The organism is Paracoccus sp. AK26 (assembly GCF_011801365.1).
Classification (GTDB): domain Bacteria; phylum Pseudomonadota; class Alphaproteobacteria; order Rhodobacterales; family Rhodobacteraceae; genus Paracoccus; species Paracoccus aerius.
In genome coordinates this window covers 2290814-2303860 of record NZ_CP041041.1, presented here as the reverse complement: position 1 = coordinate 2303860, position 13047 = coordinate 2290814, and the positions used below count along the sequence as shown (strand labels likewise).

The following is a 13047-nucleotide window of genomic DNA, read 5'->3' as shown; positions in this document are numbered from 1 at the left end:
AGTGACATGCTTGATCTGCCCGACGACGACACGCTTTATGCAGCCCTGCTGGCGCGCGATCCCGCCTGGGAAGGCCGCGCCCTGGTGGGCGTGACGACCACCGGCATCTTCTGCCGGCTGACCTGCCCGGCCAGAAAACCCCTGCCGGGAAATTGCCGCTGGTTCGCCTCGGCCGATGCCGCCCAGGCTGCGGGCTTTCGCCCCTGCCGCCGCTGCCATCCCTTGGGCGCGACGGCCGAGGGCGATCCGCTGGTCCGCGACCTGTTGGCGCGGCTGGAGGAACGCCCCGATCACCGCTGGTCCGAGGCTGATCTTCTGGCGCTCGGGCACGATCCATCGACCGTGCGGCGGGCCTTCAAGCGGCATTTCGGGCAAAGCTTCCTGGACATGGCCCGCGCGGCGCGGATGCGCGGGGCCTTGGCCAGCCTGGCGAAAGGATCGCAGATGATCGAGGCGCAACTGGACGCGGGATTCGATTCGGCCTCGGGCTTCCGGGCGGCCTTTGCGCGGCTGTTCGGCCATGCGCCGCACGTCCTGCGGCAGGGCACGGACCTGCTGGCCGACTGGATCGACACGCCGCTGGGCGGCATGATCGCCATTGCGGATGACCGCGCGCTGCACCTGCTGGAATTCATCGACCGCAAGGCCCTTCCCCAGGGGCTGCGGCGGTTGTCGGCCCATGTCGGCGGCCGGGTGGGGCTGGGTCGCACGGCGGTTCATGATCTGACGGAAGCGCAACTGGCCGCCTATTTCGCCGGTCAGGGGCCACGGTTGGACGTGCCGGTGGTCTTGCATGGCACGCCCTTCCAACAGATCGTCTGGCGCGCCTTGCAGGACATCCCTGCCGGGCAGACCCGGAGCTATGCCCAGTTGGCAGCCGCCATCGGGCGACCCACCGCGATGCGGGCGGTGGCACGGGCCAATGCCACGAACCGCATCGCCCTGGTGGTGCCCTGCCACCGGGTGATCGGTGCAGACGGCACCCTGACCGGCTATGCAGGAGGACTGTGGCGCAAGGAGAAGCTGATCGCGGCCGAGCGGCGCTACATGTGATCTGCGTCCCGCGACGGCCGGGGGACTTCACGTCCCCCGGACCCCCTGTGGGATATTTCAGGCCAAGATGAAGAAGGGTGCTGGTGATTCCCGGTTGACGAGCCGTTCCGCTTCCATTAGGGACGCGCAAACGGAATTCCGGGCGCTGCCTCGCGGCGCCCTTTCACTTTGGGTCGGAACCCCCGCCGGGACCGCCCGCATAGCAAAGACGAAGGATCAACACCATGTCGCGCGTCTGCGAACTGACCGGCAAAGGCCCGATGACCGGCAACAATGTCAGCCACGCCAACAACAAGACCCGTCGCCGGTTCCTGCCGAACCTGAACGAGGTCACGCTGCTGTCGGAAAAGCTGAACCGCGGCTATTCGCTGCGCATCTCGGCCGCGGCACTGCGTTCGGTCGACCACCGCGGCGGCTTGGACGCCTTCCTGGCGAAAGCCAAGGATGCCGAACTGTCGGACCGCGCCCTGAAGATCAAGCGCGAGCTGGCCAAGGCCGAAGCCCAGGCCTGATCGGTTCTGCCTTCTGCGGCAATTTGCCCCGTCGTTCCTTACGGCGGGGCTTTTGCATGCAGGTTGCCTTCATGACCCGCTTCGGTGATGGTCGCGTCATGCGACGCCCGGGCCATCTTGCGCTAATCCTGTGCCTTGTCCTGACCGGAATTGGTCTGGGCGCTGCACGCGGCACGATAGCGCGTGCAGACCAGGTGGTGCTGTGCACGGGGCATGGCGTGGTGGTTGTCGATCATCCGGATGGCCCGCCACGGACGCAAGTCTGTCCCGACATGGCGCTGTCCTTGCTGGCTGCCTTGCCAGTCCCCTTGGTTGACCCGTCGCTGTCGCGCGATCCTGTTGCGTTGGACTGGCCTGTCTTGGCCCGTCATGCGCCGGGTCGGCAGGCGCCCCTTCCTGCGGCGCGCGATCCTCCGTTCCGACAGATTTCCGAAGCGAAACCTGTTTGACACGAAGGACAATACCGATGATCCGCATGACCCTGGCCGCCGTCGCGGCCCTTTTTCCCGCAGCAGCCCTTGCCCAGGACGGGGTGGCGGTCCGCGATGCCTATGCCCGCAGCGCCAATCCCAAGGCGGGGGCCGTTTTCATGGTGATCGAGAACCGGGGCACCACCGAATGCATCCTGACCGCCGCCTCGACCGAGGCGGCCGAGCGGGCGGAACTGCATACCCATGCCGAGGAAGCCGGCGTGATGAAGATGTCCAGGATCGAAGGCGGCATCGCTGTGCCGGCGGGGGGCGAACATGGCCTCGTGCGTGGTGGCGACCATGTGATGCTGATGGGGTTGCAGTCGCCGCTGGCGGATGGCGACACCGTCGCGCTGACGCTGGACTTCGGCGATTGCGGCACCCTGCCGGTCGAGGCCACGGTCGACAACGACCGCGCCCCCGACGAACCGCACAGCCACATGGGCCACTGACGCGAAGGCCGCGGGCATCGGCTGACGCCCGCGGCGTTCCGCTTACCTGACTGTCCGCAGCCGCAAGGCATTGCCCACAACGCAGACCGAGGACAGCGCCATCGCCCCGGCCCCCAGCATGGGCGATAGCTGCGGGCCGCCGAAGGGCACCAGCACGCCCATCGCGACGGGGATCAGCGCAGTGTTATAGGCAAAGGCCCAGAACAGGTTCTGGCGGATGTTGCGCATCACCGCGCGCGACAGCCGAATGGCGCGCGCCACCCCCGACAGGTCGCCCGACATGAGCACCAGGTCAGCCGCTTCGATGGCGATGCTGGTGCCCGTGCCGATCGCGATGCCGGTTTCCGCCGCAGCTAGCGCTGGCGCATCATTGATCCCGTCGCCCACAAAGACCGATCCCGGTCCCATCGCGCCGATGGCTGTCAGCTTGTCACCGGGCATCAGGCCCGCGCGCACATCGTCGATACCCAGTCGCTGGCCCACGGCCCATGCAGTCGCGGGAACATCGCCCGACAGCATCACCGTCACCAGGCCCATCCGGTGCAGGGCGTCGACGGTGGGGGCTGCCTCGTCACGGATCCGATCCTCGAGCGCGAAGATGGCGGCATGGCGGCCGTCCAGGGCCAGGTGGACGGGCGTGGCGCCCCCGTCCGCCATGGCAGCGGCGGCTTGTTCAAGCGTGGGTGCAGGCTGGATCCCGGCCTCGGTCAATGCAGCACGGTTGCCGATCAGAAGGCGATGCCCTTCGACAAGGGCTGTCAGGCCGCGCCCGGCGGTGGCCTGAACCTCGGCAGCCGGGGGCAGGTTCAGGCCGCGCGCCGCGGCCCCGGCGACGATGGCTGCGCCCAAGGGATGTTCGGACCGCGCCTCGGCGGCAGCGGCAAGGCGCAGGGCCTCGTCCTTTGGCATCCCGTCGGTCTGGATCGCGGTCAGTTCGGGGCGACCGCGCGTCAGGGTGCCGGTCTTGTCAAAGCCCACCAGCCGTGCCTTGGACAGGCGCTGCAAGGCCTCGCCCCGGCGGAACAGGACGCCAAGCTGCGCGCCCCTGCCCGTGCCCACCATGATCGACACCGGGACCGCAAGGCCCATCGCGCAGGGGCAGGCGATGATCAGCACCGCAACCCCGGCCACGACGGCATGGGCCAGGTCGGGACCGAAGGCCAGCCAGATCAGGAAGGCCAGCAGGGCAAGCCCGATCACCACCGGCACGAAGACGCGGGTGATGTGGTCCACCAGGGCCTGCACAGGCAGGCGGGCGTTCTGAGCGCCTTCCACCATCCGCACGATCCGCGACAGGGTCGTGTCGGATCCGGTGGCGGTGACGCGATAAGTCAGGGCTGCGGTGCCGTTGACGGTGCCGCCGGTCACCGGATCGCCGGGCGCCTTGGGGGCGGGAACCGGCTCGCCCGTCAGCATGGATTCGTCGACATGCCCCTGGCCCTCGGTCACGGTGCCGTCGACCGCCACGCGTTCACCCGGCACCAGCAGGACCAGGTCGCCGGGATGCAGATCCGCGACCGGTGTTCTGACTTGTCTGCCGTCGCGCAGGACAGTCGCTTGGTCCGGCGCCAATTCGATCAGCGCGCGGATCGCCGCGCCTGCCTGGCCCTTGGCCCGCGCTTCCAGCCAGCGACCCATCAGGATCAGCGTAACGATAACCGCGGCGGCCTCGAAATAGACATGGCGCGAGGCGGGCGGGATCAGGTCGGGCAGCAGCACCACGACGGCCGAGTAAAGGAACGCCGCCCCTGATCCAAGCGCGACAAGGCTGTTCATCTCGGGTCCGCCGCGCAGAAGGGCCGGGATGCCGGTGGCAAAGAAGCGCCGCCCGGGCAACGCCAGGACAAGCGCTGTCAGGATCATCTGCGCCCAGTTCAATGGCCCCGGGCCCAGGGCGCCGTGCAGCCAGTGGTGGAAAGAGGGGATCAGGTGCGCCCCCATTTCCGCCACGAAGACGGGCAGGGTCAGGGCAAGGGCCAGAAGGAAGTCGCGCCTGAGGCCAAGGGTTTCGTCCTGATGGGCGTGCGGGGCGGCATCCTGGGGGACGGTTGCGGGGTATCCCAGCTTGGTCACCGCCGCAGCCAGATCGGCGGGCGACAGGGACGAGTCGTGGCGGATGCTTGCGGAACCCGCCAGCAGGTTCACCTGTGCGTCCGCGACGCCGGGCCGGGCCGACAGCATCCGGCCAACGCGGCCCGAACAGGCGGCGCAGCTCATGCCTTCGATGGACAGGCGGGTGGTGATCAGATCGGGCGCATGGCCCGACCGGGGCAGGTCAGTGGATGAGGCGGTCATGACGGTTTCCTGAAATCGTGCAAGGGGTGCAGGACGGGTTCAGGAAACGGGGCGGCGCCTGAGGCCGCAGGGGGGCCTGCCGGGGCAGTTGCGCCGCGATCAGGGCGCGGGGGTCGATCCGCAGGGCGCGGATCGGACGGGCCGCCGCCGGACGGGCGTCCTGGTGGCAGCGGCAGGCGCGGTCGCCCCGGCCGCGGCACAGATGCGCCGGACGCCGCAGCGCGCGGCGGGCATCCTGGCAGCAGGGGGACAGGGCGCGATCCATGTCCTGCAGATGTGGCCTGCGCATCCCTTGGTCAAGGCCAAATTGAACGCGATACGTCCTCGTGAGTTGCAACAGAGGGCCGTCCCTTGTTATGGGCGGGATCAAAGCAGAAGAACACGAGATTGACAGGATCACCATGAACCGCCGTGAGCTGATGTCGCTGGCCGTGCCCTTGATGGCCGCCGCCTATTTCGCCCCCTCGCTGGCCTTCTCGCAGGAAGCAGCGCGCGACCCCTATGCCCCGACCGAAGTCGCGATTCGCGACGATTTCGAGGTCGGCAGCATCGTCGTCGTCAGCAAGGACTTCTTCCTTTACCACGTGATCGCCCCGGGCCGCGCCATCCGCTATGGCGTGGCCGTGGGCACGGCGGAGTTGGTCTGGAAGGGCCGCGCCACCGTAGGTCGGAAGGTCGAATGGCCGTCCTGGACGCCCACGCAGGACATGATCAAGCGCAAGCCGCAGCAATATGCCAAATGGGCGAACGGGATGCCTGGCGGCCCGCAGAACCCGCTGGGGGCGCGGGCGCTGTATCTGTACAACGACAAGGGCCAAGACACCGCGATCCGCATCCACGGCACGACCGAGCCGGGGTCCATCGGGCGGGCCGTGTCGAACGGCTGCCTGCGGATGCGCAACGAGGCGGTGATGGCGCTGTATGACCAGGTGCCCGTCGGGACGCCGGTCTACGTCTATTGACTTGGCGCTGACGCTGACGGGCCTGTCGGATCCCGCGCTTGCGGGGTTCGATGACATCATAGACGTGCGATCCCCGGCCGAATATGCCGAGGATCACCTGCCCGGCGCGATCAACCTGCCCGTGCTGGACGATGCCGAACGGGCGCGGGTGGGCACGGTCTACAAGCAGGTTTCCCCCTTTGATGCCCGCAAGATCGGCGGCGCCCTGGTTGCGGCCAATGCCGCCCGCCACATTGCCGGGCCGCTGGCCGACCGGGACGGAAGCTGGCGCGGGCTGGTCTATTGCTGGCGCGGCGGGCAGCGCTCGGGCAGCTTTGCCACAATCCTGACGCAGATCGGCTGGCGCGTGGACCGCGTCGACGGCGGCTACAAGGCCTGGCGGGGGCTTGTGGTGGACCGGGTGCAGAACCGGCCCGTTCCCGCCCCGGTCATCGTTCTGGACGGCAATACCGGCAGCGCCAAGACGGCGATTCTGGCGCGGCTGGCCCGGCGTGGCTGGCAGGTGATCGACCTGGAGGGCTTGGCCAATCATCGCGGCAGCCTGTTCGGGGGCCGGCCCGAAGGCCAGCCCAGCCAGAAGCTGTTCGAAAGCCGGCTGGCCCTGGGCCTGGAAGCGCTGGATCCCGCCCGACCCGTGCTGGTCGAGGCCGAAAGCAGCCGCATCGGCGCTCTGACCGTTCCGAAGACGATGTGGCAGGCGATCTGCGCCGCGCCCCGGCTGCGGCTGGAGGTGCCGGTGGGCGCGCGTGCGGCCTATACCGCCGCCAGCTATGCCGACATGGTCGATGATCCCGCACGGGTGGGGGCAATCGTTGACGCGCTGTCGCCGTTGCATCCCGGCAACCGGATCGGCGGGTGGCGGGCAGCCGTGGCGGCGGGCGACTGGCGCGGACTGGCCGAGGGGCTGCTACGCGACCATTATGATCCCCGCTATCTGAAGCATCGGCTGCGATATGCCGAGCGTGAACGCGCGGTGGTGGCCCTGGACGATCTTCGCGATCTGGATGCGGCGGCGGCCAGGGTCGAGGCGGCCCTGTCGCGCCCGTCCTGAACCTGCGGCGCGGGTGCCGGGGGCAGGAGCCTCCGGCGGGGATATTTGGATAAAGAAGAAGCTCAGCCGTCGCGCAGGAAGCGGCGCAGGATGCGTTCCAGTTTGGCCGCGCCAAGAGGAGCCATCGCCCTGGTGTGGTCATGGCTGATCGATTCGTCGGAAAGCCCCGCGCCCATGTTCGTGATGACCGAGATGGCGGCGCAGCGCAGCCCCAGGAAGCGGGCCAGGATGATTTCGGGGACGGTGGACATGCCCACGGCATCGGCACCGAGGATCCTGGCGGCGCGGATTTCGGCAGGGGTTTCGAAGCTGGGGCCGGAAAACCAGCAATAGACGCCGGAGGCCAGGTCAATCCCCTCGGCCCGCGCACATTCGGCGAGGGCGGCGCGCATGTCGGTGTCATGGGCATCGGTCAGGGGCACGAAGCGGGCGTCGGTCGGTTCACCGATCAGGGGATTGGTTCCGGCAAATGCGATGTGGTCGTCCAGCAGCATCAGTTCGCCGGGCGGGATGTCGTGGCGCAGCGACCCGGCCGCGTTGGTCAGGATCAGCCGGGTCGTCCCAAGCGCGGCCAAGGTTTCCAGCGGCAGCCGCATCGCGTCGGCGCGGCCCGATTCGTAGTAATGCGACCGGCCGCCGAAGACGGCCACGCGACGGCCTTCTAGCTGGCCGATCACCAGTTGCGGCACATGGCCCGAAACGCCCGCATGGGGAAAGCCCGGCAAGTCGTCATAGGGGATCGCCACACCATCGACCGTCCCCGCCAGATGCCCCAGGCCCGAACCCAGGATCAACCCGTATTCCGGCGGCTGGTCCCCGGCGCGGTCGCGGATCAGGCGGGCAAGCTCAACGCTCTTTGACATAGGGCTCTCCTCCGGCGCGGGGCGGGATGGCGCGGCCGACGAAGCCCGCCAGGATGATGACGGTCAGGATATAGGGCAGCGCGTTCATGAACATCGACGGCACGGTGACGATGCCCAGGTCCAGGTTCGGATAGCGGTTGGCGATTGCCTCCAGAAGGCCGAACAGGAAGGTCGCGCCAAGCGCCCCCCAAGGACGCCACTTGGCGAAGATCAGCGCGGCCAGGGCGATGAAGCCCCGCCCGGCGGTCATCTCCTTGACGAAGCCCGCCGAAAGGCCGGTCGCCAGATAGGCGCCTGCCAGGCCGCAAAGCAGGCCCGCGATGGCGACGGCGGCAAAGCGCAGCCGCGTGACCGACACGCCTGCCGTATCGACCGAGGCCGGGTTTTCGCCCACGGCCCGCAGCCGCAGGCCGAAGCGAGTGCGATACAGGATCCACCAGGTCAGCGGCACCATCAGGAAAGCCACATAAACCAGGATCGTGTGGCCCGAGACGACCTCGGCATAAAGCGGACCCAGGACGGGGACGGGGCGCAGGCTTTCCGCAAAGGGCAGGGTGATGCCGGACAGGCGCGGGGTGGCGGTCAGCCAGGTGGCCAAGTCGGCCCCTGCCACGTCGGTCAGCCAGGTGCGGAAGGGGGTGACCTGCGCCTCAAGCTCGGCCCCCGGGGTCAGGTTGGGCGTGCGTCCGCCCAGGCCGAAGATCTTCTGGCCCAGAAGCACTGTCAGCCCCGAGGCCAGGAAGTTGATCGCCACGCCCGAGATCAGCTGGTTGCCCCGGAAGGTGATCGAGGCGATGCCGTGGATCGCCGACAGCATCAGCGCCCCCAACAGCCCCGCGCAAAGGCCCAGCCAGACATTGCCGGTCAGCGCGGCCACCGTGGCGGCGGAAAAGGCCGCCATCAGCATCTTGCCTTCCAGTCCGATGTCGAAGACCCCGGCGCGTTCGGAATAAAGCCCGGCGAGGCAGGCCAGCAGCAAGGGCGTCATCAGCCGCACGGCGCTGTCCAGGATTTGGAGGACGGTGTTCAGATCCATCACGCGCCCCTTTTGCGAATGGCCAGGAACATCCGTTCCAGCGGCATCCGCACCATGTTGTCCAGCGCCCCGGTAAACAGGATCACAAGCGCCTGGATCACGATGATCAGCTCGCGCGGGATCGAGGTCCAGAGCGCCAGTTCACCGCCCCCTTGATACAGGAAGCCGAACAGCAGCGCGGCCAGGAACACGCCCAGCGGATGGTTTCGGCCCATCAGGGCCACGGCGATGCCGATGAAGCCCGCGCCTTCGACCGCGTTCAGGACCAGCCGCTCGGCCTCGCCCATGACGTTGTTGATGGCCATCATGCCGGCCAGCCCGCCGGAAATCAGCATGGCGATCACGGTGATGCGCACGGGGTTGATGCCCGCGTAAAGGGCGGCGGGTTCGGACTTGCCGAAGGCCCGGATCTCGAAGCCCAGGCGGCTGCGCCAGATCAGCAGCCAGACCAGCAGGCAGGCCGCGATGGCCACGAAGAAGCTGATGTTGACGGGCGTGTTCTTGCCCCATTCGATGCCGAATGCCAGCGCCATGTCCGACAGCTTGGGCAGGTGCGTGGCTTCGGGAAAACGGGCCGAGGCCGGGTCCATGCTGCCCACCGGGCGCATCAGGTTGACCAGGATATAGTTCAGCGCGGCGGCGGCGATGAAGTTGAACATGATCGTGGTGATCACGATATGGCTGCCGCGCTTGGCCTGAAGCCAGGCGGGGATCAGCGCCCAGGCCGCGCCGAACAGGGCCGCCCCGACCATCCCGGCAGGCAGCGCAAGCGCCCAATGCGGCAGCGGCACCGAGAGCAGCACCAAGGCCACGCCCAATCCCCCCATCGCCGCCTGGCCTTCACCGCCGATATTGAACAGGCTCGCGTGATAGGCGACCATCACGGCAAGGCCGGTGAAGATGAAGTTCGTCGCGTAATACAGCGTGAAGCCCCAGCCGTAGCTGGAGCCCAGGGCGCCGTCTATCATCGTCGTCAGCGCCTCGACCGGGCTTTCGCCGATGGCCAGGATCACAAGCGCCGAAATCGCCATCGCCAACACCAGCGAGATCAGCGGTGTCAGCAGCACATCGGCCCATTTCGGCATCTTTTCCATCCGCTCAGCCTTTCATGCCGGAACACAGCGCCAGGAAGGCGCGCGGATCGGCGATCTGGTCCCAGGTGATCGCATCGCCATTGCCCGCCATGCGGCCAAGGCTGCGGGCGCGGGGGACATTGCCGCCCGCGCCGGGATAGCCGCGCACGGCCAGCAGGTTCTCCTCGGACCGGGTCTGGCCCTGGCGGGCCTCGCCGGTGCAGCGGCTGCCGTCTGACAGGGCCGCGAAGGCGATGGCCACGCGGCCGGTGACCTGAGGCGCGGTGCCCTCGGCGGCGGGTGCCTCGACCGGGGCGTGGTCGGCGCAGGCGGTGCCTTGGGCGGCCGTGACGCAGTTGCCCGGGAACTCGGTCTCATAGTCGGACCCGGCGATCGGGTCGTCCACGGCCCAGCTTCCGTCCGGATTGCGGGCGCGGGTCTGGGCGCGGGCCTCGGCGGCCATGACCAAGCGGTCGGGCGCGTCGCCGTCGGGCCAGACGTCCATCTTGGGCATCCGGGGCATGGGCACGCTGCTGCAGGCGGCGGACAGCAGCAGGGCGGGAAGAAGGCAGGCCAGTCGTGTCGGGATCATTCAAGCTTCTCGGGGCAGGTCTTCGACGTGTTTGTGGGCGGGTGGCATGGTGTCGGGCGGCGCAGTCGCTGGATCCACCCCTGCCATCAGCAGGCCCAGGTCGCCGGTGGTCGCCTCATTGGGCAGGCGCTCGCCCATGATGCGGCCGTCGAACATCACCGCGATGCGGTCCGACAGCGACATGATCTCGTCCAGTTCCACGGACACCAGCAGGATCGCCTTGCCCGCGTCGCGCAGTTCCACGATGCGCTTGTGGATGAACTCGATCGCGCCGATGTCAACGCCGCGCGTGGGCTGGCCGATCAGAAGCAGGTCGGGATTCCGCTCGATCTCTCGGGCCACGACGATCTTCTGCTGGTTGCCGCCGGAAAAGTTGCGCGCGGCCAGGTCGCAGCTGGGCGGGCGGACGTCGAAGCGGGCGATCTTGCCCTCGGCATCGCGGCGGATCGCGTCGCGGTCCATCAGCGGGCCGCGCCCGTATTCCGGTGCGTCGTGGTATCCGAAGGCCACGTTCTCCCAGGCGGCGAAATCCATGATCAGACCTTCGGCCTGCCGATCCTCGGGGATATGGCCCAGCCCCTGGCGACGGCGTTCGGCGGCATTGCAGGCAGCGCCAGCCAAGGGCAGGGGTCCGCCGTTCACGCGAACCTCGCCCGATACGGTGCTGCCTTTCGGAGGATAGCCGCCCAGGATTTCCAGAAGCTGCGTCTGGCCATTGCCCGAAACCCCCGCGATCCCCAGGATCTCGCCCGCGCGGATGTCCAGGTCTATGCCGCGCAGGCGTTCCACGCCCGTATCGTCCACCATGCGCAGGTTGCGGATTTCCAGAACCGGCTGGGCAGGCCGGGCCGGGGCCTTTTGCACGTTCAGCAGCACCTTGCGGCCGACCATCAACTCGGCCAGTTCCTCGGGGCTGGTTTCGGCGGTCTTGACCGATGCCACCATCTCACCGCGCCGCATGACCGATACCGTGTCGGTGATCTCCATGATCTCGCGCAGCTTGTGGGTGATCAGGATGATCGTCTTGCCCTCGGCCCGCAGGCCCTCCAGGATCCGGAACAGGTGGTCGGCCTCGGCCGGGGTCAGCACGCCGGTCGGCTCGTCCAGGATCAGGATGTCGGCCTGGCGATACAGCGCCTTGAGGATCTCGACCCGCTGCTGGTGGCCGACCGAAAGGTCTTCGATCCGGGTGTCGGGGTCGACGTTCAGTTCATATTCCTGGGCCAGCCGCTTCAGCACGCCGCGCGCCTTGGACAGGGACGGGCGCAGCAGGCGGCCTTCCTCGGCCCCAAGGATGATGTTTTCCAGAACGGTGAAGTTCTGGACCAGCTTGAAATGCTGGAAGACCATGCCGATGCCCGCGCGGATCGCGGTCTGGCTGTCGGTGATGGTCAGGGGCCGGCCGTTGACCAGAACCTCGCCGCTGTCGGGCTTGTAGAAGCCATAGAGGATCGACATCAGCGTGGACTTGCCGGCGCCGTTTTCACCGATGATGCCGTGGATCGTGCCCCTTTCCACGCGCAGGTGGATGTCGCGGTTGGCCTGCACCGGCCCGAAGGACTTCGAGATGCCGCGCAGTTCAATCGCCGCAGGGGCGGCCGTTGCCAGCCGCCCCCCTGTCTGCATGTCGGATGCCATTACTGGACCGGGCAGGTGTTGTCGGTCATGTAGTCGTGGACCGCGATTTCTCCGCTGGCGATCTTGGCGCGGGCGTCATCGACGGCGGCCTGCATTTCCGGCGTGACCAGCTGCTGGTTGTTTTCGTCGATGGCGACATCCACGCCCTCGGCCTGCAGATCCAGAACCTTGACGCCCGGCTCCACGCCGTTCTTGAAGGCGTCATAGACCGCGTTGTCGACGCGCTTGACCATCGAGGTCAGGACCTTGCCCGGATGCAGGTGGTTCTGGTTGCTGTCCACGCCGATGGACAGGATGCCTTCGTCCGCCGCCGTTTGCAGCACGCCGATGCCCGTGCCGCCGGCCGCGGCATAGATCACGTCGGCCCCCTGGCTGATCTGGGCGCGGGCCAGTTCGCCGCCCTTGACCGGGTCGTTCCAGGCGGCAGGCGTGGTGCCGGTATAGTTGATCAGCACCGTGCCGTCGGGCTTGGCGGCCTTGAAGCCCTGCGCGAAGCCGCATTCGAATTTGTGGATCAGTGGAATGTCCATGCCGCCGATGAAGCCCACGGTGCCGGACTGAGAGGCCTGCGCGGCCATGATCCCGGCCAGATAGCTGCCCTGTTCCTCGGTGAAGACGATGGATTGCACGTTGGGCTGTTCCACCACCATGTCGATGATGGCGAACTGGGTGTCGGGGTAATCAGGGGCCACCTGGTTCAGCACGTCGCCAAAGGCGAAGCCGGTCATGACGATGGGATTGGCGCCGGTTTCGGCAAGCCGCCGCAGCGCCTGTTCGCGCTGCGCCTCGGACTGCATTTCCAGTTCCTTGTAGGTGCCGCCGGTTTCCTCGGCCCAGCGTTGCGCGCCCATGAAGGCGGCCTCGTTGAAGGATTTGTCGAACTTGCCGCCAAGGTCGAAAATCAGCGCCGGTTCCGCCAGGGCCGCACCGCCCGCAAGTGCCGTCAGCGCCACGCCCGCAAGCAGCGATTTCGTCAGGGACATAAGGAAACCTCATCCTGTTGTTGCGGGCGATTCAAGCCGCCCGCGTGATGGCCCGATTAGGGCGCAT

At 67.8% G+C, this 13047-nt stretch carries 14 protein-coding genes; 6 read left to right on the top strand and 8 right to left on the bottom strand.

The features are described from left to right. Positions 1-6 precede the first annotated feature (6 nt). The 4 genes from FIU66_RS11450 (at position 7) to FIU66_RS11435 (ending at position 2487) form a co-directional block, all read left to right on the top strand. The gene (locus tag FIU66_RS11450) at positions 7-1053 is read left to right on the top strand and encodes a bifunctional transcriptional activator/DNA repair enzyme AdaA (RefSeq protein WP_167622882.1); all 1047 of its coding nucleotides are present in this window, start codon (positions 7-9) and stop codon (positions 1051-1053) included. Positions 1054-1277: 224 nt separating this feature from the next. Beyond that, a complete protein-coding gene (gene rpmB / locus FIU66_RS11445; protein ID WP_167622880.1) occupies positions 1278-1565 on the top strand; it encodes a 50S ribosomal protein L28 in 288 nt (95 codons plus the stop codon). A 71-nt stretch (positions 1566-1636) separates the two neighbouring features. After that, entirely contained in the window at positions 1637-2014 is a 378-nt protein-coding gene (locus FIU66_RS11440) for a hypothetical protein (RefSeq protein WP_167622878.1), read from the top strand. 17 nt (positions 2015-2031) lie between these two features. Continuing rightward, positions 2032-2487, top strand: coding sequence for a copper chaperone PCu(A)C (locus FIU66_RS11435; RefSeq protein WP_167622876.1), 456 nt, complete (start codon positions 2032-2034; stop codon positions 2485-2487). Positions 2488-2529: 42 nt separating this feature from the next. Here FIU66_RS11435 and FIU66_RS11430 read toward each other — a convergent pair whose 3' ends face one another. Together FIU66_RS11430 and FIU66_RS11425 are read right to left on the bottom strand one after the other, a co-directional pair. After that, positions 2530-4782, bottom strand: a complete 2253-nt coding sequence (locus tag FIU66_RS11430; RefSeq protein WP_240544674.1) for a cation-translocating P-type ATPase — start codon at positions 4780-4782, stop codon at positions 2530-2532. After that, the gene (locus FIU66_RS11425; RefSeq protein ID WP_167622875.1) at positions 4763-5047 is read right to left on the bottom strand and encodes a hypothetical protein; all 285 of its coding nucleotides are present in this window, start codon (positions 5045-5047) and stop codon (positions 4763-4765) included. Before FIU66_RS11425 ends, FIU66_RS11430 begins: the two co-directional genes overlap by 20 nt. Before the next feature lie 136 nt (positions 5048-5183). Between FIU66_RS11425 and FIU66_RS11420 the strand changes: the two genes are divergently transcribed. Together FIU66_RS11420 and mnmH are read left to right on the top strand one after the other, a co-directional pair. Continuing rightward, on the top strand, positions 5184-5744 hold the full coding sequence (locus FIU66_RS11420; RefSeq protein WP_167622873.1) for a L,D-transpeptidase: 561 nt from the start codon (positions 5184-5186) through the stop codon (positions 5742-5744). Between the two features lies 1 nt (position 5745). Then, the gene (gene mnmH / locus FIU66_RS11415; protein WP_240544673.1) at positions 5746-6795 is read left to right on the top strand and encodes a tRNA 2-selenouridine(34) synthase MnmH; all 1050 of its coding nucleotides are present in this window, start codon (positions 5746-5748) and stop codon (positions 6793-6795) included. A gap of 62 nt (positions 6796-6857) precedes the next feature. On the opposite strand, the gene FIU66_RS11410 is transcribed toward mnmH, so the two are convergent. Genes FIU66_RS11410 through FIU66_RS11385 form a run of 6 tightly spaced genes read right to left on the bottom strand, consistent with a single transcriptional unit; the run spans position 6858 to position 12980 of the window. Continuing rightward, positions 6858-7658 (bottom strand): purine-nucleoside phosphorylase, encoded by an 801-nt coding sequence (locus FIU66_RS11410; protein ID WP_167622858.1) that lies wholly within the window; start codon positions 7656-7658, stop codon positions 6858-6860. Further along, the gene (locus FIU66_RS11405) at positions 7642-8694 is read right to left on the bottom strand and encodes an ABC transporter permease (protein ID WP_167622856.1); all 1053 of its coding nucleotides are present in this window, start codon (positions 8692-8694) and stop codon (positions 7642-7644) included. Before FIU66_RS11405 ends, FIU66_RS11410 begins: the two co-directional genes overlap by 17 nt. Next, positions 8694-9788, bottom strand: coding sequence for an ABC transporter permease (locus FIU66_RS11400; protein WP_167622854.1), 1095 nt, complete (start codon positions 9786-9788; stop codon positions 8694-8696). The genes FIU66_RS11405 and FIU66_RS11400 overlap by 1 nt, the downstream gene beginning before the upstream one ends. Before the next feature lie 4 nt (positions 9789-9792). Beyond that, complete coding sequence (locus tag FIU66_RS11395) at positions 9793-10359, bottom strand: hypothetical protein (protein WP_167622852.1); 567 nt, start codon at positions 10357-10359, stop codon at positions 9793-9795. Then, positions 10360-11997: an ABC transporter ATP-binding protein gene (locus FIU66_RS11390; RefSeq protein ID WP_167622850.1), complete on the bottom strand. Its 1638-nt coding sequence runs from the start codon at positions 11995-11997 to the stop codon at positions 10360-10362. After that, positions 11997-12980 carry a BMP family protein gene (locus FIU66_RS11385; RefSeq protein ID WP_167622849.1) on the bottom strand — a complete coding sequence of 328 codons (984 nt, stop codon included), beginning with the start codon at positions 12978-12980 and terminating at the stop codon, positions 11997-11999. Before FIU66_RS11385 ends, FIU66_RS11390 begins: the two co-directional genes overlap by 1 nt. Positions 12981-13047: the final 67 nt, after the last annotated feature.